The 20,628-nt window shown below is 63.2% G+C and carries 18 protein-coding genes; 6 read left to right on the forward strand and 12 right to left on the reverse strand.

Annotated elements, in window-relative coordinates; translation table 11 throughout:
* Positions 1 to 1,042: 1,042 nt before the first annotated feature.
* The 12 genes from AWB74_RS38815 to AWB74_RS38870 form a co-directional block, all read right to left on the reverse strand.
* A complete protein-coding gene (locus AWB74_RS38815; RefSeq protein WP_061151884.1) occupies positions 1,043 to 2,188 on the reverse strand; it encodes a porin in 1,146 nt (381 codons plus the stop codon).
* Positions 2,189 to 2,237: 49 nt separating this feature from the next.
* On the reverse strand, positions 2,238 to 3,491 hold the full coding sequence (locus tag AWB74_RS38820) for an acyl-CoA dehydrogenase family protein (protein WP_061151885.1): 1,254 nt from the start codon (positions 3,489 to 3,491) through the stop codon (positions 2,238 to 2,240).
* Between the two features lie 61 nt (positions 3,492 to 3,552).
* Entirely contained in the window at positions 3,553 to 4,317 is a 765-nt protein-coding gene (locus AWB74_RS38825) for an SDR family oxidoreductase (RefSeq protein WP_061151886.1), read from the reverse strand.
* Between the two features lie 99 nt (positions 4,318 to 4,416).
* Positions 4,417 to 5,448 carry a phosphotransferase gene (locus AWB74_RS38830; RefSeq protein ID WP_061151887.1) on the reverse strand — a complete coding sequence of 344 codons (1,032 nt, stop codon included), beginning with the start codon at positions 5,446 to 5,448 and terminating at the stop codon, positions 4,417 to 4,419.
* Positions 5,449 to 5,469: 21 nt separating this feature from the next.
* Entirely contained in the window at positions 5,470 to 6,144 is a 675-nt protein-coding gene (locus tag AWB74_RS38835) for a histidine phosphatase family protein (protein WP_061151888.1), read from the reverse strand.
* A gap of 63 nt (positions 6,145 to 6,207) precedes the next feature.
* Positions 6,208 to 7,650, reverse strand: coding sequence for an NAD(P)(+) transhydrogenase (Re/Si-specific) subunit beta (locus AWB74_RS38840; protein ID WP_061151889.1), 1,443 nt, complete (start codon positions 7,648 to 7,650; stop codon positions 6,208 to 6,210).
* Positions 7,647 to 7,970, reverse strand: a complete 324-nt coding sequence (locus AWB74_RS38845) for an NAD(P) transhydrogenase subunit alpha (protein ID WP_061151890.1) — start codon at positions 7,968 to 7,970, stop codon at positions 7,647 to 7,649. Before AWB74_RS38845 ends, AWB74_RS38840 begins: the two co-directional genes overlap by 4 nt.
* Entirely contained in the window at positions 7,970 to 9,121 is a 1,152-nt protein-coding gene (locus AWB74_RS38850; protein WP_061151891.1) for a Re/Si-specific NAD(P)(+) transhydrogenase subunit alpha, read from the reverse strand. Before AWB74_RS38850 ends, AWB74_RS38845 begins: the two co-directional genes overlap by 1 nt.
* Before the next feature lie 115 nt (positions 9,122 to 9,236).
* A complete protein-coding gene (locus AWB74_RS38855) occupies positions 9,237 to 10,031 on the reverse strand; it encodes a TauD/TfdA dioxygenase family protein (protein WP_061151892.1) in 795 nt (264 codons plus the stop codon).
* A gap of 39 nt (positions 10,032 to 10,070) precedes the next feature.
* Complete coding sequence (locus tag AWB74_RS38860; protein WP_061151893.1) at positions 10,071 to 11,042, reverse strand: zinc-binding dehydrogenase; 972 nt, start codon at positions 11,040 to 11,042, stop codon at positions 10,071 to 10,073.
* A 23-nt stretch (positions 11,043 to 11,065) separates the two neighbouring features.
* Complete coding sequence (locus AWB74_RS38865) at positions 11,066 to 11,431, reverse strand: hypothetical protein (RefSeq protein ID WP_061151894.1); 366 nt, start codon at positions 11,429 to 11,431, stop codon at positions 11,066 to 11,068.
* Entirely contained in the window at positions 11,421 to 11,882 is a 462-nt protein-coding gene (locus AWB74_RS38870) for a hypothetical protein (RefSeq protein WP_061151895.1), read from the reverse strand. The genes AWB74_RS38865 and AWB74_RS38870 overlap by 11 nt, the downstream gene beginning before the upstream one ends.
* A gap of 226 nt (positions 11,883 to 12,108) precedes the next feature.
* On the opposite strand from AWB74_RS38870, the gene AWB74_RS38875 reads away from it, so the two are divergent.
* The 6 genes from AWB74_RS38875 (at position 12,109) to AWB74_RS38900 (ending at position 20,348) form a co-directional block, all read left to right on the forward strand.
* Positions 12,109 to 12,399, forward strand: a complete 291-nt coding sequence (locus tag AWB74_RS38875; RefSeq protein WP_061151907.1) for a UxaA family hydrolase — start codon at positions 12,109 to 12,111, stop codon at positions 12,397 to 12,399.
* 7 nt (positions 12,400 to 12,406) lie between these two features.
* The gene (locus AWB74_RS38880) at positions 12,407 to 13,558 is read left to right on the forward strand and encodes a UxaA family hydrolase (protein ID WP_061151896.1); all 1,152 of its coding nucleotides are present in this window, start codon (positions 12,407 to 12,409) and stop codon (positions 13,556 to 13,558) included.
* A 7-nt stretch (positions 13,559 to 13,565) separates the two neighbouring features.
* Complete coding sequence (locus AWB74_RS38885; RefSeq protein ID WP_061151897.1) at positions 13,566 to 14,270, forward strand: GntR family transcriptional regulator; 705 nt, start codon at positions 13,566 to 13,568, stop codon at positions 14,268 to 14,270.
* Complete coding sequence (locus tag AWB74_RS38890; protein WP_061151898.1) at positions 14,267 to 15,277, forward strand: Ldh family oxidoreductase; 1,011 nt, start codon at positions 14,267 to 14,269, stop codon at positions 15,275 to 15,277. Before AWB74_RS38885 ends, AWB74_RS38890 begins: the two co-directional genes overlap by 4 nt.
* A 43-nt stretch (positions 15,278 to 15,320) precedes the next feature.
* Positions 15,321 to 18,902, forward strand: coding sequence for an indolepyruvate ferredoxin oxidoreductase family protein (locus tag AWB74_RS38895; RefSeq protein ID WP_061151899.1), 3,582 nt, complete (start codon positions 15,321 to 15,323; stop codon positions 18,900 to 18,902).
* 120 nt (positions 18,903 to 19,022) lie between these two features.
* Positions 19,023 to 20,348 (forward strand): MFS transporter, encoded by a 1,326-nt coding sequence (locus tag AWB74_RS38900; protein ID WP_087039445.1) that lies wholly within the window; start codon positions 19,023 to 19,025, stop codon positions 20,346 to 20,348.
* Positions 20,349 to 20,628: the final 280 nt, after the last annotated feature.

Consider the following 20,628-nt stretch of genomic DNA (forward strand, 5'->3'; position numbering starts at 1 on the left):
CCTGGACGCGGGGCTTATCGAACTGCTTGAACACCGTAAACAGCACCAGTGCGATCACGAGCCACACTGCCGCTTTACCGAACACGTTGCTGTTCAAAGCACCACTCCTCGCTCTTTAGACGGGCTCCTAATGAGGCCGCGTCGCAAATGCATTTTAATCCGAGTATAGCGTGGGGGATGTTGTTTGGACCCCGGCAGCGACAAGCGCAATGGCGCGATCGGACGCCCACCACGCAAGTCGTGATGGAGTACCGTCGGTGGTCGACAGAAAGAGGGTGAGCCCGGCTCTCGCTTTACTGACTTTGGGCTTATGCGAAGAGCCGGGCAGAAGAAAGTGCTGACTTATCCGCGCGGCTGGCGCGGTTTCGCGCGCGCTTCAAGGTATCGGCTTTTCGATGCCCGCGAGTACCCGCCCCGGCTTGTGCAGGAATGCTGAAAAAGGCAAGGCGGGAACTCTTGACGAAAAACACTACGATGACCTCGCGTCAATGACCAATGGTTGATCTAAGGCAGGCATGCCTATTAGAGCGCATCTGTTAGCATTTTGCAAGGTTGGCGGGTGCCATTGCCGTGCTGAGCCGGCGAATTCGCACTTTGATGACCGCTGTACTTCCGAACGGGTCGCACGGTTCGAAAGATGAGGGCCGGCAGTAACGGTGCGTCAAGATCGGTCGCCGTTCCCGGAGGCCAACAGTCGGCTGCATCGCATTGTGAATGACAGCAAGGATCTTTCCAGACTCGTGTTTCCATCCGACGATCGGCAGCGCAGTTGATGCCGACATTGGCATCGCGGGCCGAGGCCAGTTCACCGACCTGTCGTCTGATGATCATCGAGGCATGTCATAAAGGTCATCGCACGGATCGCCTGGAAGGGCCCCTTCGTGTCGGCCTCCCCCTACAAGCGGACCGTCGCGCACCGAACGGCATGCGATGCGCCAGTTTCTAACGCGTCCGACAGGCGTAGCTTGTTGAGTTATTCCCACGCTCTTTGCGTCAAATAGTCGACGCGCGTCGCGAGTCACATCAAATCCGAAATCCGAACCTAGAACTTATGACGGATACCGATGACGGCCGCGACTTGTGTATCCGTGGTCGACGGTGCACCGATCGCTTCGATCCAGGCATGCAAGTGCTTCGATGTCTTTTGATACATCCCGTTCAGATAGATATCCGTACGCTTGGAAAGGAAGTACTGTACGCCAGCGCTCGTCTGCCAATAGTTGCCAGTGCCTGAGCCCTGCGTTGCGTGCGTATAGGTTTCGCCAATCGCAGCGAACAATGACGGTGTGAAGACATACCGAACGCTGACCTCGCCATTTTCGAAGTGCACTGATCCTCTGCCTCCACCGTTGCCGGTAGCGCCGGAGAACAGGGAACCGGCAGTCGGATTACCGAAAAGCGAACCGGTGTAGAGCAGGCCTATGGTCGCGGGACCGATAGCGTAAGTGCCGCCCGCCCCCCACTGCTGGACGGTCGCAGCGGAGGCAAGAAACGGCATAGTGCTCGCGCTATAAAAGTTGTCCGCCGGGATCGCGCCCACCGTGTCGGCGCGGAACGCCGGATTGGTCAAACGCACGTAGGCTGCGCCCAAATTCATCGGACCGTTCGAGTAGCTCGCACCGACGCTGTAAGCTCGGTTGACGGCAAAGTTCGCCGAATTCGAGAAAGCATACATCGCTTCCGCCTGAAACCCGGCGTAGTTCAGCGTCGTGTACTTCACTGCGTTGTCGGTGCGATACGTATTGTTGATGTTGTCGTTGTCGAGCGGATGCGTCGAATAGGCCGTGAGCGTCGTGCTGCCGCCGACCTGCAGCGGCGCGACGACGACCTGCAGGGAGTTGTATTGGCGGCCGAGAGTCAGCGTGCCGTACTGATTCGATGAAAGCCCCACCCAGGCCTGACGGCCGAACATGCGCCCGCCTTGCTTCAGCGCGCCCATTTCCAGATTGAAGCCGTTTTCCAGCTGGAAAACCGCCTTGAGGCCGCCTCCAAGATCTTCCGACCCCTTGAGCCCCCAGCGCGAGCCTTGCTCATTGCTCTCGGTCGCCTGCCAAGAGGCGTGACCACCGTTGTTGTTCGTGTAGGTAAAACCAGCATCGATGAGGCCATAGAGCGTAACGCTACTCTGAGCCTGTGCAGCGCAGGCAAAGCTGCTCGCTGCGGCAAGCACGAAAAGCTTCTTCTTCATTGAATGATCTCCAGTGTTCGTTCTTGACGCCTTATCGACCGCTACGCACTTAGTTCGCGTTGCGTTCAGGCTTCGTCAGATAAGCCGCGGAGCCGGGCATGGCCTGATTGCGCCGAATCTCCATGCGGGCGACGGTCTGCAGATGCACTTGATCCGGGCCGTCCGCGAAGCGCAGCGCACGACCCCACGTCCAGTGGTCCGCCAAGGGCGTATCCGGGCTCAGTCCCATCGCGCCGAAGACCTGGATCGCCCTGTCGCATACGTTCGTGTGAACGGTCGGCACAAGCGCCTTGATCATCGAGATTTCCTTGCGTGCTTCGCGCGCGCCCACGTTGTCGATAAGCCAGGCGGTCTTGAGAACAAGAAGTCTCGCCTGATCGATCTCGATGCGCGACTGCGCGATCCATTCGCCGATCGTGCCTTGCTGGTTCAGGGACTTGCCGAAGGCCTTGCGCTCCTCGGCGCGTGTGAGCATCAGTTCCAGAGCCAGTTCGGCCGCGCCGATGGAGCGCATGCAGTGATGAATGCGTCCCGGCCCGAGCCGCGCCTGGGCCAGTGCGAAGCCGCTGCCTTCTTCGCCGAGCAGATTGGCCACCGGCACCCGGACGTCCGTGAAGGTGACTTCGCAGTGCCCCTCGGGAGCAACGTGATTGAGCACGCTGATGTTTCGCTCGACCTTGATGCCAGGTGTATCGCGCGGCACGAGAACCATGCTCTGCTGCCGATGCGCTTCCGCGTCCGGATCGGTCTTTCCCATCACGATGAAGACCTTGCAATTCGGATGGGCGGCGTTGGTGATGAACCACTTTCTGCCGTTGATCACATATTCGTCGCCTTCACGTCGGATGCGCGTCGTGATGTTGGTTGCGTCCGATGACGACACGTCCGGCTCGGTCATCGCGAATGCGGAGCGGATGCGGCCGTGCAGCAGCGGCTGCAGCCACTGCTCGCGCTGCGGGGGCGACGCGAACAGATGCAACAGCTCCATATTGCCGGTGTCTGGCGCATTGCAATTGAATACTTCCGACGCCCACGACACCCGTCCCATGATCTCCGCGAGAGGCGCGTATTCAAGGTTGCTCAGGCGCGTTCCAGGCTCGTCTTCCGCCAGAGCGGGAAGGAACAGATTCCATAACCCCTCTGCCTTCGCCTGCGCTTTCAGGTCTTCCATGAACGAAACCGGGAAATGACCGGCGTGCACTTCGTCGTTCCATTGAGGGATGCGCGAAACGATGCGCTCGTCCATGAACGTCCTCACGCGACGCCGCAAGTCCTCGGTTTTCTGGCTGTATGCGAAATCCATGATGTATCGTATTCCTCAGCGTATAGGTTTTGATCCGCTCATGCGCGGTTGAGATTGCCTGTCAGATCGTCAAGCCCCCGTCAACCACGATGCACTCACCGTTCGTGTAGCTGGAGGCGTCGGACACCAGATAGAGAACCGTTCCCGCCATCTCGCGCGGCTCGGCGTGCCGGCGCAGCGGAATCCGGTTCATCCATTGCTCGTAGATCGATTTCGTTTCGAAGAGCGCGCCGGCGAACTTCGTGCGCGTCAGACCCGGAAGCAGCGCATTGACGCGAATGCCCAGCGGTCCGCATTCCTTCGCGAATGCCTTGGTCATATTGACGACCGCCGCCTTGCTGATCGAGTAGATGCCCTGCATGTCGCCGGGCTGCAGCGCGTTGATCGACGCGGTGTTGACGATCGCGCCGCCGCCGTTCTCGCGCATGAGTTTTCCCGCCTCGACAGACATGAAGAAGTAGCCGCGGATATTGACTTCGACCGTTTTCTCATAGGCGGCAAGGTCGGTGTCCAGGATGTGGCCGAAGTACGGATTGGCCGCGGCGTTGTTGACCAGAATGTCCAGCCGGCCGTGAACCTTGCGGATATGCTCGAACGCACTGGTGATGTCCTCCATGCGTCCGACGTGGCAAGCCAGCGCCTCCGCGGTGCCGCCGACGTCACGGATTTTCGCCACCACGCCCTCGCAATCGCTTTGCTTGCGGCTGGACACGATGACATGGGCGCCCTGCCCGGCCAGCAAAGCGGCGATTTCCTCGCCGATGCCGCGGCTCGCCCCGGTCACCAGGGCGACTTTTCCACCCAAGTCGAAGAGTTTGGTGCTCATTTACGTCACTCCAGTCAGTCAGTTCTTGTTCGACCGATACGGGTATCGCCACGCGCGACGACCTTCGATCGTTCCGATTAGGTGCTGCAACGCCTACTCTCAAGCCTCCTGTTCGAGCAAGCCGACAGCCAGTTCAGCCAGGCGCGCGGCCATCGCCCCCACTTCATGCGCCCGCGCGTGCGACGCGATTCCCTTCAGCGCGCGCATCTTGACGCCCTGCGCGATGGCGGCGAGACGGAAGAAGCTCATCGCAAGATAGAAATGCCAGTTGGGAATCGCCGGGATGCCTCGCAGCTCGCAATACTGCGCAACGATCGCGGCTTCTTCGGGCACGCCCAGCGCCGCACGGTCCATTCCGGCAAGACCAGTGATCGGCCCGTCGGCGGGTAGCCGCAGGCACATACAGAAATAGGCCAGGTCCGCGAGGGGATCGCCGAGCGTCGACAGCTCCCAGTCGAGCAGGGCCCGCACGCGGCATGCGTGCCGGTCGAAAATCAGGTTATCGATCCGAAAATCGCCGTGAACCAGCGATGGGCGACCCTCGTCGCTTGGGCAATTAGCAGGCAGCCAGTCGATCAGCACTTCCATGGCGTCCAGCCGCTCTGTCTCGGCAGCGCGATATTGCTTCGTCCACAGACCAATCTGGCGCTGGAAGTAGTTCCCGGCGCGGCCGTAATCGGCCAGTCCTACGGCGTCGACATCGACCTCGTGCAGCGCCGCCATCGTGCCGAGAATGGCGTCATAGATGGACTGTCTCTGATCGGGAGCGAGCTCGGGCAGGGCCGGATTCCAGTAGATGCGCCCGTCTTCAAAGCTCATCACGTAGAACATGCTGCCGATGACGCTCCGGTCCTCACAGAGGTGATGGGCGCGGGCCACCGGCACGTTGGTATTCGCGAGGGCTGTCAGCACACGAAACTCGCGGTCCACCGCATGAGCGGATTTGAGCAATTCGCCGGGCGGCTGTCGTCGCAACACGTAGCGACCGCTTTTCGCGTCGAGAAGGAATGTCGGATTCGACTGCCCGCCGGCGAACTTGTCCGCGGTCACGGGCCCCTGAAAGCCGGGTATCCGTTCTTCCAGATAGAACGTCAGCTTGTCGATATCGACGTGATTCGGTTCTTTCATCATCGTTAGGCTTCCAAATTAATGTCAGGCATAGGTCTGAAACTCGCGACGCTCGGGATGATCCAGATGCGGATCGCTGTTGAAGCCAGCCAGATGCATCGTCTCGGCATTGAAGAAGAATCGGCAGAAGCTGCTGTTGCGTATCTGCAGGTTCAGTTCGATGGCGGTCTCAGCCGGAGCACGCAAGACTTGCTGCAACATGACCGCCATCGCTCCGCCGGACGTCACCGCGAGCACCCTCTTCCCGGGCCCTTGCTGTATGGCCTGCCTCGCGGCGCGCACGCGCTGCTGAAATGCGCTCCATGTTTCCGGCACCGGCCCTTCCAGCTTCTCTTCCGCCCACAGCCTGAGCACCTGCTTCAGCCCCATGTAGAAGTCCCGCTTCGTGCCGCCCGCCAATGCCTTCAGCCGGTAGTGCCGCTCGCCGAGCGCGTCGAAGAGCGCACGGAAGCTGTACTCATTGAGCCCGGCGTGCTGCTCGATGTGCCCCACAGGACGGCCCAGGCCGCTCAGGATCGCGTCGAGCGTCTGCTGGTGGCGGCGCATCGTGCCAACCACGATCCGGTCGAAGCCGATATCACGGCTCGCGAAGTACTCACCGAGCCACGCCGCCTGGCGCTCGCCGACTGCCGACAACTGGTCATAGTTCTCCGAGCCGAACGAGGCCTGACCATGCCGTACCAAATAGAGTTCTGCCATGACCCGCTCAACCTTTCGTCGGGCGGCCGTGACCGACGCGCCCGGTTTGCACTCGCGGCCTGGTCACGCGACCGCCTTCATCATGTCTTCGACGACCTTCTTCGCATCGCCGAAGACCATCATGGTCTTGTCCATGTAGAAGAGCTCGTTGTCGAGACCGGCATAGCCCGCCGCCATCGAGCGCTTGTTCACGATCACCGTGCGCGCCTTGTAGGCTTCGAGAATCGGCATGCCCGCAATCGGCGATTTCGGATCGGTCTTCGCCGCCGGGTTCACCACGTCATTCGCGCCGAGCACCAGCACCACGTCCGTCTGTCCAAACTCGCCGTTGATGTCTTCCATCTCCTGCACGAGCTCGTAAGGCACTTCGGCTTCCGCGAGCAGCACGTTCATGTGCCCCGGCATGCGGCCCGCCACCGGATGAATCGCGTAACGCACGTCGACGCCCTTCTCGACCAGCGCTTCGGTCAACTCCTTGAGCGCATGCTGAGCGCGCGCCACGGCGAGACCGTAACCCGGCACGATCACCACGCTCTCCGCATTGCCGAGCATGAACGCGGCGTCATCGGCCGAACCGGCTTTGACGGGTCGCTGCTCTTGCGTATCGCTCGCAGCCGCGGCGCCGGCCTCGCCGCCGAAACCACCCAGAATCACGTTGAAGAACGAGCGGTTCATGGCGCGACACATGATGTAGGAGAGGATCGCGCCCGACGAGCCCACCAGCGAGCCCGCGATGATCAGCATCGGATTGTTCAGCGAGAACCCGATGCCCGCCGCCGCCCACCCCGAATATGAGTTGAGCATCGACACCACCACGGGCATGTCCGCTCCGCCGATCGGGATGATGATAAGCACCCCGAGTGCGAACGCGATCGCCGTCATGACGATGAACGGCAGCCATGCCTGCGTCAGCATGAAGGCGATGCCAAAGCCGATCATCGCGATTGCGAACAGCAGGTTGATCGTGTGCTGGCCCGGATACACCACGGGCGCGCCCTTGAACAGGCGGAACTGGTACTTGCCCGACAGCTTGCCGAACGCGATGACCGAGCCCGAGAACGTGATCGCGCCAACGAACGTGCCGATGAAGAGTTCGACGCGGTTGCCATACGGAATGGCATTGCCGGAAGCCGCGAGGCCGAAGGCGGACGGCTCGGCCACGACGCCGTAGGCGATGCACACGGCCGCAAGACCGATCAACGAGTGCATGGCGGCGACGAGCTCGGGCATCTTCGTCATCTCGACTTTCGCCGCGATGTAAGCCCCTGCGGCACCGCCGATGATGAGCGCCGCGAACAGCAGCCCCAATCCCAACCCGAGGTTCGAGCCCAGATAGTTTGCCTGCTTCGCAATCAGCGCCAGCGTCGTGACGATGGCGAGCGCCATCCCGGCCATGCCGAAGGCGTTGCCGACGCGCGCGGTCTTCGGGTTCGAGAGGCCCTTCAGCGCCTGGATGAAACAGACTGAGGCGACGAGATACAGGAGGGTGACGACGTTCAGACTCATTTCGCGGCTCCCTTCGATTCGACGCGCCGAGGTTCCTTCCTCTTGAACATCTCCAGCATGCGTCTCGTGACGAGGAAGCCGCCGAACACGTTCACCGCCGCGAGCAGCACGGCGAGCGTGCCGAAGAACTTGCCCGCCGCGCCCACCGTAAGGCCGACGGCCAGCATCGCACCGACGATTACGATTGCCGAGATCGCGTTGGTCACGGCCATGAGCGGCGTATGCAGCGCGGGCGTGACGTTCCAGACCACGTGATAGCCGACGTAGACCGCCAGCACGAAGGTGATCAGATTGATCACGGTATGGTTGATGACTTCCATCATTGCCCCTTTGACTTGTTCGTGACTTCTCCGTTGCGACACAGCAGCGTGGCGGCGACGATGTCGTCTGCGAGGTCGATGCTGAGTGCGCCTTCCCGGGTGACGATCAGCTTCAGGAAGTCGAGCAGGTTGCGCGCATAGAGCGCCGATGCATCAGCCGGGACCATGGAAGCGAGATTGGCGTGACCCACGATCGTCACGCCGTGCTTCTGGACGACCTTGTCGACTTCCGTCAGCGGGCAATTGCCGCCTTTTCTGCCTTCGAATTCCGGTCCGCGCCCGGCGGCCAGATCCACGATCACCGAGCCCGGCTTCATGGCCTGAACGGTTTCGACGGAGATCAGCGTGGGCGCGGCGCGGCCGGGAATCAGCGCGGTCGTGATGATGACGTCCGCCTGCTTTGCGCGTTCATGAACGAGCGCAGCCTGGCGAGCGAGCCAGCTCGCCGGCATGGGCCGCGCGTAGCCGCCCACGCCTTGCGCCGCTTCGCGCTCGTCGTCGGTCTCATACGGCACGTCGAGGAACTTCGCGCCGAGCGACTCGATCTGCTCCTTCACCGCCGGACGCACGTCGGATGCTTCGACCACCGCGCCCAGACGCTTCGCGGTGGCGATCGCCTGCAGCCCGGCCACACCCGCGCCCAGCACCAGCACGCGCGCGGCCTTCACGGTGCCCGCCGCGGTCATCAGCATCGGCATGAAGCGCGGATAATGCTCGGCCGCCACCAGCACGGCCTTGTAGCCCGCGATGTTCGCCTGCGACGACAACACGTCGAGGCTTTGCGCACGCGTCGTGCGCGGCGCGGCTTCGAGCGCGAAGGCCGTCACGCCGGCCGCCGCGAGCCGCGCGGTGTTGTCGGTATTAAAGGGGTCGAGCATGCCGGCCAGGACCGCGCCGGGCTTCATCAGCGATAACTCGGAAGCCGTCGGCGAGGCGACCTTCAGCACGATTTGCGCGCCGAAGGCCGACGCCGCGTCGCCAATCTGCGCGCCGGCCTTGCGATACGCATCGTCCGTGTAGTGCGCGCATTCGCCCGCGCCCGATTCGACGGTCACGCTGCGCCCTTGCGACACGAGCGATTTGACCGTATCGGGCGTCGCCGCGACGAGCGACTTGCGACCCCGCGACTCAGCAGGTACTCCAATCTGCATTTCAGACCTCGCTCCGGATGACGAACATTTCTCAATAGCCATGATTCGTCATCCTTATTACCTCGTCGATATGCAAGCACAGGGCTTGCAGCTTTTTCAGTGATGCCGCGTCAGATCAGACCGGCACTTCGCCTTCCAGCGTGATGCGGTTGAGCACGCGTTCGGCCTCACCGTAGTCGTGCACCGCGTAGTGCATCGTGCAGCGGTTGTCCCACATCACGACGTCGCCGGCTTGCCACATGTGCCGGTAGACGTTGTCCGGCGTCGTCGAATGTTCGTAGAGGAAGTCGAGCAAAGGACGGCTCTCGGCAACGGTCATGCCTTCGATCTGCCTGGCGGTATCCGGATGGCCGACATAGAGCGCCTTGCGGCGCGTCTCCGGATGCGTGCGCACGATCGGATGGACGGCTTCCGGAATCTTGTCGATGTTTCTCATGCGGGCGAGGCGCAAACCCGCGAAGCGGACCCGCAGGCCTTCGAGCACGCGCTGCATCGTCGGCGACAGGCGGTCGTACGAGACGTACTGATTGCACCACATCGTGTCTCCGCCATGCGGCACGACGACCGCGGAAAGAATCGAGATCTTCGGCGGCACCGGCGTATAGATCGAGTCCGAATGCCATGCCTCCGTCGAGGCCGTCTCCTTCGGTATCTTGGTGACCTGAATCAGTCCGGGGCAGCCGGGCACCGACGGATCGAGCGGATTGTTCTGAGCGGGGTTGCCCCAAAGCTTCGCGAACTCCACATGCGCCGCCGGTTGCAGGTGCTGTGCGCGGAACACGAGGACGCCGTGGTCTAGGAAGGCCTGATGAAGCACTTCGAACGTATCGCGATTGACCGGTTCATTCAGGTCGACGCCCTCGACCAGTCCTCCAACCGAGCCGGTGAGTGGAGTAATACGGATGCTCATTTCAGTCTCCTGTGTATCGATGGTATTTGTATCAAACGGTCATGCCACAGTGAGCACGATCTTTCCGACGTGCTGGTCGAGGTGCATGTATGCGTGGGCCTCGTGAATGGCGTCGAGCGGGAAAGTGCGGTCGATCGGCAGCCGGATGCGGCCATCCTCGAGCGCCGGCAAAAGATCGCGCGCGCAGGCCTGGATGCACTCGAGCCGCTCCTGCTCGCTGCGCGTGCGAAAGGTCACGCCGATGAGCTTGAGGCGCTTGAGCCAGAGCTTCGCCAGATCGATCTGTGCAGTCGGCGCTCCGATGCGGGCGACCTGCACGAGCCGCCCCTTGATCGCGAGGCTGTCCATGTTGGCCTCGAAAACCGGACCGCCCACCGTGTCGATGATGACGTCGACCCCGCGCTCGCCGGTGGCGGCCATGACGGCGTCCACCTGCGACTCGCGCGACGAATCGATGCCGACATCCACGCCGAAGCGGCACAGCTTGTCGAGCTTCGCTGCGGACCGCGACACGCCGATCACCGGCTTCGCGCCGAGCGCCGAGGCGATCTGGATCGCCGCCATGGCGACGCCGCCGGACGCGCCGTTGACCAGAATCGACTCGCCCTCACGAAGCTGGCCGTTCGTCACGACGGCATCGTGCGCTGTGATGAATACGTTTGGAAACGCCGCGGCGTCGATCCACGGCAGGTTTCCCGGCACGGGCATCAGCGCGAGCGGATGAGCGATCACATAGTCCGCCTGGCAGTTCTTGCCGTGTCCCATCACACGGTCGCCTTCCCGCCACGCGGTGACGCCTTCTCCGACCTGCGCGACCTCTCCCGCAAACTCGACGCCGGCGGTGATGGCGTTGCCCGAACGCAACTCGCCGGCCTGCTTGATCTCGCCGCGATTCAACCCCGCGGCGCGCACCCTGACGAGAACCTCCCCCGCGCCGGGCTGCGGCACGGGAATGTCCTGCACCTCGACTCTGCCGCCGGACGGCGCTGGTATGACGCGCACTGCTCTCACTGTCGTCTCCTCTCAAATATAGTTCACTCGTGTGACGTGGCCTTCTTGCGGATCGCCGCCAGCAGCGCATTCGCCCGATCGGCGGCGGCCTGCGCACCTTCATGATTGCCGCGCACGTATGGCGGACGAAGATCCTCTATCTCCGATAGCGCGAGCACCATCTCTTCGTCGGCGACGCATAGCCTGCGATATTCGTTCACAGTCAAGAGATAGGTATGAAAAACGTCGTTGCCGGGTTGCGTCACCGCGCGCCGATGAAGTATCGCGTTCAACCAATGCGTGCCGGCAAGCATCGCCGCTTCGATCCGCATTTCGACGTCTTCCGGAGCGCATTTTCGAAGCGACCGTTCGATGCGCTCGGCTGCGGCGAGGTGTTGATCAGTGTGCATGTTGCATTCCCTTCATCCGCTCGTTCAGGAGGCGCAGACACGCCCGCACGGCCGCGTCGCACGCCTCGATGATCGCCTGATCCGGCGCGCGCCCTTCGCGCACGCAGGGGTCCCGGTACTGCTCGACCGTTTCCATCAGATGCATCATGGAAGCGACATCCTCGGGCACCGGCGCCTCGATCTTCGGACGCCCCACATGCAGCACGTCACCGAGCGCGCAAAACCGTGCGGCAAGCGTGCCGTCGGATTGCGGCACCTGATAGACGCCGGGCTGCATCGGATAAGCGTCCGTGCCGGCCGTGACTTCCGCCAGATGCAGCGCGGCATTCACCGCATGCGTGCCGGCCGTCATGCCGGCCCAGAACCACAGTTCGAAGTCCTGTAGCGGATCGAACCGCTCCCGCAAGGATTCCAGTCTGGCGATCTTCTCCAGATGGGACTCGACATTCATCTTCAGCTCTCCTCGCATTCAGGCGCAAAGTCGCCTTCAGTGCAGTCAACGATAGTCGCGGCCTTGGGGTGTGTCAACAACTTCTATGTAGGACTATGGCAAATACCTATATAGGAGTTGCCGGTCTAGACCTATTCTGTTTCCACGGATTCGCACTATTCCCGCCTTGATTTGCCGGAATTCCATGTCCCAGAGTAGTTTCATTATCTATATAGGAGTTGAACCCATGCCTCGCGCCATCGTGCTCCATGCCACCGACAACGTGGCAACACTGCTCGACCCCGGACAGGAAGGGGAAACCTGCGTCCTGCAGGGCGAAGGAGCGGGCCAGGTGACCTTGATGCAGGACGTCCCCTTCGGCCACAAAGTCTGTATCGCACCGGCTGCTGCTGGCGCCAACGTGCTCAAGTACGGCCAGATCATCGGCACCGCCCGACGCGCGCTCAGAGTCGGAGAGCACGCCCATGTCCATAACGTCGATTCCACCCGCGGTCGCGGTGATCTGAATACGAGGTAACTACGCGATGAAAACATTCCTTGGCTACCGCCGTGAAAACGCCACCGTGGGCGTTCGTAACTGGGTTGCGGTCATTTCTGTCATGGACAACTGCAACCCGGTCACACGCACGATTAGTGAGGCGGTCGAAGGCACGATTCCGGTCACGACGCTGTTCGTGCGCGGGCAGTTCGGCGCGGATCTCGACTTCGCCTATGAATCCCTCGCCGGTCTCGGGCGCAATCCGAATATCGCGAGCGTGCTTCTGGTGGGACTCGAAGAATCGTCAACGGAAGAAGTGGCCTCGCGCATTCGCGCCACCGGAAAAGCGGTCGAGGCGGTGCATCTGCAGCCCAACGGCACGATCGCCTGCATCGCCGAAGGCACGCGTAAAGCGATGCGTCTCGCCATCGCCGCATCCCGCCTGCGACGCGAGCCGTGCCCCGTGTCCGAACTGGTTCTGGGCGTCGAATGTGGCGGCTCCGACACGACCTCGGGACTGAGCTGCAATCCGACCATCGGGCGGATGGCGGACCTGGTGATCGCCGAGGGCGGCACGGTCATCATTTCCGAGACCTCGGAGTTCATCGGCGCAGAACATCTGTTCGCCGCACGCGCCATCGACGACACGGTCAGGGCGGCCTTCGTCGATGCGGTGCGCAGCATGGAGCAGAACGCCATCGCCCGCGGCGTCGACATGCGCGACTCGCAGCCCTCGCCCGACAACAAGAAAGGTGGCTTGACGACAGTCGAGGAAAAGGCGCTCGGCGCGATGGCGAAGGCAGGCTCGAGTGCGCTCGTCGGTGTGCTTAGATACGGCGAAGCGCCGCGCCGCAAAGGGCTGCACTTCATGGACGCGCCGGCTGCCGCCGTGGAAAACCTCACCGCGCTCGCGGCGGGAGGCTGTCAGCTCACCTTCTTCGGCACGGGCGTAGGCAATCCCATCGGCAACATGGTCGCCCCCACGGTAAAGGTGTGCGGCAACATCCACACCTTGAGCACCATGCGCGACAACATCGATTTCGACGCGAGCGGCGTGCTCGAACGGGCCATGAAGATTTCCGACATCGGTGACCGGCTGTACGAATACGCACTGGACGTCGCATCGGGCACCCGGCTCGCCAGTGAGGTGCTCGATGTCCGCGAAACCGCGGTCAGTCGCTTCGAACGCAGCCTCTGAAACGACCATGACGAAGCGAACTATGGTGTCGGATGCCATCATCCGCGATATCGAATCGGGGTCGCTCAACGACGGCGATCGCCTGCCTTCCGAAGGCGAGTTGGCGGCACGGCACGGGGTGAGCGTCGGCACGGTCCAGAAGGCGCTCACGCAGCTCGCGCACTCCGGGCTGATCACGCGCGAGCAAGGTCGCGGTACGTTCGTGTCGGGCACGCGCGTGGCCCCGGCCGACGTCCGCTACCTTCGCTTCACCAGCGCCGATGGCCAGGATCTGCCGTGCTATGTACACGCACGCTCGGTCAGGCGCACCAGACGCACAGGCCCGTGGTCGGAATTTCTGGGCGGCAAGGGCTTCGTACGGATCGAGCGCATCATCAACGTGGGAGGCCGATTCGACCTCTACAGCGAATTCTGGCTGCGCGAGGAAGACTTCGCCGAGCTGGGCGGCCTCGACCGTTCCGCACTGGAGAAGAACCTGCGCGAACTCGTGGGCCAACGGCTCGCGCTGCCCACGTTGCGCGTGGATCAATGTATCCGCTTCGGTGAACTACCATCCGCCGCGGCTCAACAACTGACGATCGCTGCGGGACAGGCCGGCCTTATCAAGGAATTGCGCGGCTACACGCTTCGCGACCGGCCGCTCTACTATCAGTCGGTCTATGCCGGTCCGTTTAAAGAGCGTCTTGCCATCGCACGGGAGAACGGGCAATGAGCACGCACTGGTTACCTGACACCATCGAGCAATGGACGGCACGGATCTTCGAAGCGTGCGACCTGCCCCGAGATCACGCGGCCGAAGCGGCCTCGATGCTCGTTCGCAGTGAGCTGCGGGGTTACAAGACGCACGGCATGACGCGTCTTCCCTCCTACGTGAACCGGTTGAAGGCGAACGAGTTCAATCCGAAACCCGCGATGACGCATCGGGCTTTCGCTGGTGGCATCGTGCTACAGGCCGACGGCGCCTTGGGGCAGATCGCCGGCCCCCACGCGGTGCGTCTCGCACTAGAGGCGCTAAAGACGAGCGCTTCGGTGCTCGTCGTGATGCAGTCGTGCGGCCATCTCGGGGCGCTCGGAATTCATACGTTGCTGGCAGCGGAAGGCGGAGCCTTCAGCATGATGGGGCAGCACACGCCGCCGGCGCTCGCGCTCGAAGGCTTTCGCGCCCCGGCGATCGGACACAACCCGATCGCCTTCGGGTGCCCCTTGCCGGGGCAAGCCCCGATCGTCTTCGACGTGGCGTGCAGCGTAGCGGCCCGAGGACACATTCTGCTCGCCGCTCGTGAAGGCAAGCCGATCCCGGAGGGCTGGGCGCTCGATTCGCAAGGCCGGCCCACCACGGACCCTAAACACGCGCTCGAAGGCTCGCTGATGCCGATGAGCGGCTACAAGGGCATGGGCATCGCCATGATGGTCGAGTGTCTGGCTGGCGCCTTTGCCGCAACCGCAGGTTCGCTGGACACGCCGCGCGGCGAAGCCATGCAGGACGCGTTTCTGTGGCTCGTGCGCCCCGAATCCTACGCGGGACGTGAGGCCTTCGACGCGTACATGCGCCAGTGGACGCAAACCTACGTGGCGGCAGGCAACGACGCCCGGCTGCCGGGTGCGCGCGGTGATGTGCTAGAGCGCGAGGCCCGCGAACGCGGGATGACGCTGCCTGCGCCGATCGCACACGAACTGATCGCGCTTGGCGAGCGGCTTGGCGTGCCGTTTCCGGCGTGAGCGCTCCGTCCACCGACATCCTCAATCGACGAGTAACCGTTACATGAATGCCCCTCTCTCAGAAGCAAACCGCAAGGCCGTGGAGACCGTCACGCTGGATGACAAGTACGCGCTCGACACGGAACGCGCCTTCATGACCGGCGTCCAGGCGCTCGTGCGACTGCCGCTCGCGCAGCGCGCACGTGACGCACGAGCCGGCCACCGCACGGCCGCGTTCATCTCCGGCTATCGCGGCTCGCCGCTCGGCACCTATGACCAGACGTTGTGGCAAGCAAAGAAACATCTGGCGGAAAACCATGTCGTGTTCAAACCAGGCGTCAACGAAGAGCTGGGCGTGACGGCCGTCTGGGGCTCGCAGCAGCTCGATCTCGATCCGGCGAGCAAGAAATACGACGGCGTCTTCGGCATCTGGTACGGCAAGGGCCCGGGCGTGGACCGCAGCGGCGACGCGCTCAAGCACGCCAACCTCGCGGGCACGGCGCGCCTCGGCGGCGTGATCGCGCTGGCGGGCGACGACCACGTCTCGAAGAGCAGCACGCTCGCGCATCAGAGCGATCACACCTTCATTGCCGCCGGACTGCCGGTTTTCTTTCCCGCGGGCGTTCAGGACATCCTGGACCTCGGCGTGCATGCTTTCGCAATGAGCCGCTTCAGCGGCCTGTGGGCGGGCATGAAGACGGTGCAGGAAGTGGTCGAGTCCGGCTCGACAGTGTCATGCGGCGTCGACCGGGTGCGCATCTGCCTGCCCGACGACTTCGCCATGCCGCAGGGCGGCCTGCATATCCGCTGGCCCGATGATCCGCTCGCACAGGAAGCGCGGATGATGGAGTACAAGTGGCCCGCCGCGCTCGCCTATGTCCGCGCGAACCGGCTGAACCACAATGTCATCGAAGGCTTAAACGATCGCATCGGCATCATCGCGAGCGGCAAAGCCTACAGCGACACGCGTCAGGCCTTACTCGACCTCGGCCTCACGGACGCACTGTGTCGCGAACTCGGCATCCGCCTGCACAAGGTCAGCGTGGTGTGGCCGCTGGAGCCGCACGGGGTGCGCGAGTTCGCGCGCGGCCTACGCGAGATCCTGGTTGTCGAGGAAAAGCGCTCGCTTATCGAACAGCAGTTAAAGGACGAGCTCTACCATTGCAGCGCCGATGCGCGGCCCGTCGTGCTCGGCAAGTACGTTCATGTCGATGGCGAAGCGGCCGGCGGCGAATGGAGCCACGGCCGGCCGGCCGACGACTGGCTGCTGCGCGCGAAAGCGGATCTCACGCCCTCGACGGTCGCCAAGGCGATCGCGGGGCGTCTCAAGAAGTTGGGTGTGCCGCCCGACGTGGCCGCGCGCATGGACATGCGCCTCGCACAGATCGACGCCGCCGAACGCACGGCTGCCGAAGGAGCCAGGATCGGCGCGGACCGCCTGCCGTGGTTCTGCCCAGGTTGCCCGCACAACACCAGCACCCGCGTGCCGGAAGGCTCGCTCGCGACGGCGGGCATCGGCTGCCATGGCATGGCGGTCTGGATGGACCGCTCGACGACGTCCTGGTCCCAGATGGGCGGCGAAGGCGTGTCCTGGATGGGCCAGGCGCCCTTCAGCAAGCGCGCCCACATGTTCGCCAATCTCGGCGACGGCACCTACAACCACTCGGGCCTGCTCGCGATCCGCCAGTCGGTGAACGCCGGCGTCAACATCACCTACAAGATCCTGTTCAACAGCGCTGTGGCCATGACGGGCGGCCAGCCCGTCGACGGCCAGCTCGACGTGCCCGGCATGACCCACGAACTCACCGCAGAAGGCGTGAAGCGCATCGTCGTGGTGACCGATGAACCGGACAAGTATGCGGGCACGGCTAATCTCGCGCCGGGCGTCACGGTGCGCCATCGCGACATGCTCGATGACGTTCAGCGCGAGCTGCGCGAGATGCAAGGCGCAACCGCGATCATCTACGACCAGGTCTGCGCCACCAAGAAGCGTCGCGAACGCAAGCGCGGCACGATGCCCGACCCGGAAAAACGCGTCGTCATCAACGAGCTCGTGTGCGAAGGCTGCGGCGACTGCTCCGTCGAAAGCAACTGCGTGGCCGTTCAGCCGCTCGAAACCGAATTTGGCCGCAAGCGCCAGATCAATCAGAACACCTGCAACAAGGACTTCTCTTGCGTGAAGGGCTTCTGTCCGAGCTTCGTCACGGTCGAAGGCGGCCAGTTGAGAAAGCCCGCCGCAGCGCGCAGCGTGAAGCTCTCGGACATGCCGAACCTTCCCGAGCCGACGCTGCCTGACGCCGCCGCGGCGCACCGCATCCTGGTGGCCGGTGTGGGAGGCACGGGCATCGTGACCATCGGCCAGGTGCTCGGCATGGCGGCGCATCTCGAGGGCAAGTGCGTCACCACGCAGGATGCGACAGGCATGGCGCAGATGGGCGGCGCAACCTGGAGCCACATCCAGATCGCCGACGGCGGCGACGCCCTGCATGCGACGCGCGTCGACGCCGCTTCGGCGGACCTCGTGCTGGCTTGCGACACGGTCGTAGGGTCGAACAAATTCACGCTGTCCACCCTGCGCGCCGGGCGCACCTATGTCGTGCTCAACAGCCACATGACGCCGACCGCCGCCTTCGTGCGCAATCCCGACTGGAAGTCGCCGGCGGATCAGTCCGTCGCGGCGATCTCGCAAGGGGTGGCGCCCGGCGACGTGGGCATCTTCGACGCCGAACGGATGGCCACGCAGCTACTGGGTCAGTCGATCTATTCGAACCTGATGCTGCTCGGCTACGCGTGGCAGAAGGGCCGCGTGCCGCTGTCGCGCGCCGCCCTGATGCGTGCGATCGAACTCAACGGCGTGCAGGTGGAGAGCAACAAGGCCGCCTTCGAGTGGGGCCGCCATTGCGCCCACGACCTCGACCAGGTGCCCGTGCGCTCCGCCGACGCCCAGGTCATTCAGCTTGCGAGAAAGCCGTCGCTCGACGAGTTCATCGACCAGCGCGCGCAGTTTCTCATCGGCTATCAGAACCGTCGCTATGCGGCTCTTTATGAAACGTTCGTCGAGAAAGCGGGAGACGTCGAGTCGCGCCTCGACAGCGACAAGCTCACTCGCACCGTCGCGCGCAATCTGTTCAAGCTGATGGCCTACAAGGACGAGTACGAAGTGGCGCGCCTGCATACCGGCGCCGCGTTCACGCGCAAGGTCGAGCAAATGTTCGAGGGCGATTACAAGCTCGTGCATCATCTCGCGCCGCCGCTCCTGTCGAAGCGCAATGCAAAGGGCGAGCACGTCAAACGCGCTTTCGGGCCCTGGGTGCGCAATGCCTTTCGCGGGCTGGCGGCGCTCAAGGGTCTGCGCGGCACCGTCTGCGACCCCTTCGGATACACCGACGAAAGGCGCACCGAGCGCGCGCTCATCCGCCAGTACCGCGCCTGCATCGAGGAACTGCTGCGCACGCTATCGCAAGAGAACCTTCCGCTGGCGCTGGAAATCGCTGCGCTTCCCGAAACCATTCGAGGTTACGGCCACGTCAAGCAACGCAACATCGAGGCCGCCCAGATGCGCTGGGCCGCGTTGATGGTTCAGTGGCGCGAGGGCCAGCGCCTTCGTCAACAGGCGAGCGCTGCGCAAACCTGCAGTGCCGCCTGAACAGAGCAACCCACCGCGGCCGGTGAGCGCATCGCGCCGCGGCGATCCGGGAGACCGCATCGCCCGGTCCCATCAGCCGCAGAGCACATACTGGCGCCGCCAGATAATCTAGGAGACACCATGCATCAACATCGTTCCGTCGCCACCGCGTCTTCGCCGCCCATGACGTCAGACGTTTCATCCGATAAGCCATTGTCGAAACCGTGGGCCATTGGTGCAATCACGGTCGGCAGCGGTCTGGAGCTCTACGACTCGGTCGTGTACAACTTCTTCGCCACGATGATCGGGCCGCAGTACTTTCCGCTGACCGATCCTTTTGGCCAGTTGCTGTTCTCGTTCGCGGCCTTCGGCGTTGGCTACGTGATGCGACCGATCGGTGGACTGGTGATCGGCGCCTATGCCGATCGTGTCGGCCGCAAGCCAGCCGTGGTGCTCACACTCTGGCTGATGGCGCTGAGCGCCGCCCTGCTCGTGCTGACCCCAACCTACGCGCAAATCGGCTTGGCGGCGCCGATCATCATGACGATCGCACGTCTTTTGCAGGGCTTCGCGATCGGCGGCGAGATGGGACCCGCGAGCGCGATGCTGCTCGAATACGCCGACGAAAAATCACGCGGTTTCTATACGAGCTGGCAGCCTTTCAGCCAGGGGCTCGCAGCCATATTCGCCGCACTCGTCGCCCTGTCGTTGACCAATTTCCTGCCGCAATCGGCGCTGTCATCGTGGGGCTGGCGTATCTCGTTTGTGATCGGCATCCTGGTGATTCCGCTCAGCGTGATGATCCGCTCGCGTCTGGACGAGACCCTGGTGCCTACCAAGTGGGGCGAGAGCGATGCGGCCTCGCACCGGCGTCTCGTGAAGGACAACCTGCGCGAGCTCTGCGCGGCCGTGCTGCTGATGATCGGGCTGGCGTCGGCCGTGCACATCGTGGTCTTCTATCTCCCGAACTACGGCGCGATCCAGCTTCACCTCCCGCTTTCCCAGTCGATCTGGGCGGGCTTCGTGGGGTCGGTGGCGCTCACCGTGCTCTCGCCGTTCGCCGGTTGGCTGAGCGATCGCGTCGGCCGCCGGAAGGTCGTGTGGTGGTCGCGCATCGGGATGCTGGCCATGATCTACCCTGCGTTCTATGCGCTCAATAACTTCCATTCGCTGGCTAGCCTGCTGATCGTCGCGGGTTGCCTTGCCGTGCCGATGGCTATGACCTCCGCTTCGACGCTCGTGCTGGTGAGCGAAGTGCTGCCGCAGCGGTTGCGCGCAACCGGACTCTCGGTCAGCTATTACGTTGCGGTGGTCGTTTTCGGAAGCTTTTCGCAGTTCTTCTCGACCCTGTTGATCCATCTGACGAAGGATCCCAATGCTCCCGCCTACTATGTGATCGGCTGCGGCCTGATTTCGCTCGCTGGGATTGCGATGGTCCGCGAGACGCTGGGTCGCCGGCTCGCCTGAATCTCGATCGGGTTGCCCGACGTGCATGGGCAGGGCGATCTTCGAGCAGGAGCGAACACTCGCTCCGGCGCCGAAGATCGCTCTTCGTGCTTCCAGGCATCAGGGCCGCCATCGCACCATAATCACGCGCAACGTCGAGGAGTGTGTGGCAATATCCACCCATTGCGGAAATGGCGGCGACGCCGCGCTCGATCACAGTGGCATCCTGTAGGCATGAAAGCTTCGAAGGTCAGGGACCGGTTGTTCCGGTACGCGGGGAGTATCGCCTTGGGCGCGTCAT

It is taken from the genome of Caballeronia arvi, from assembly GCF_001544695.2.
GTDB classification, from domain to species: Bacteria; Pseudomonadota; Gammaproteobacteria; order Burkholderiales; family Burkholderiaceae; genus Caballeronia; species Caballeronia arvi.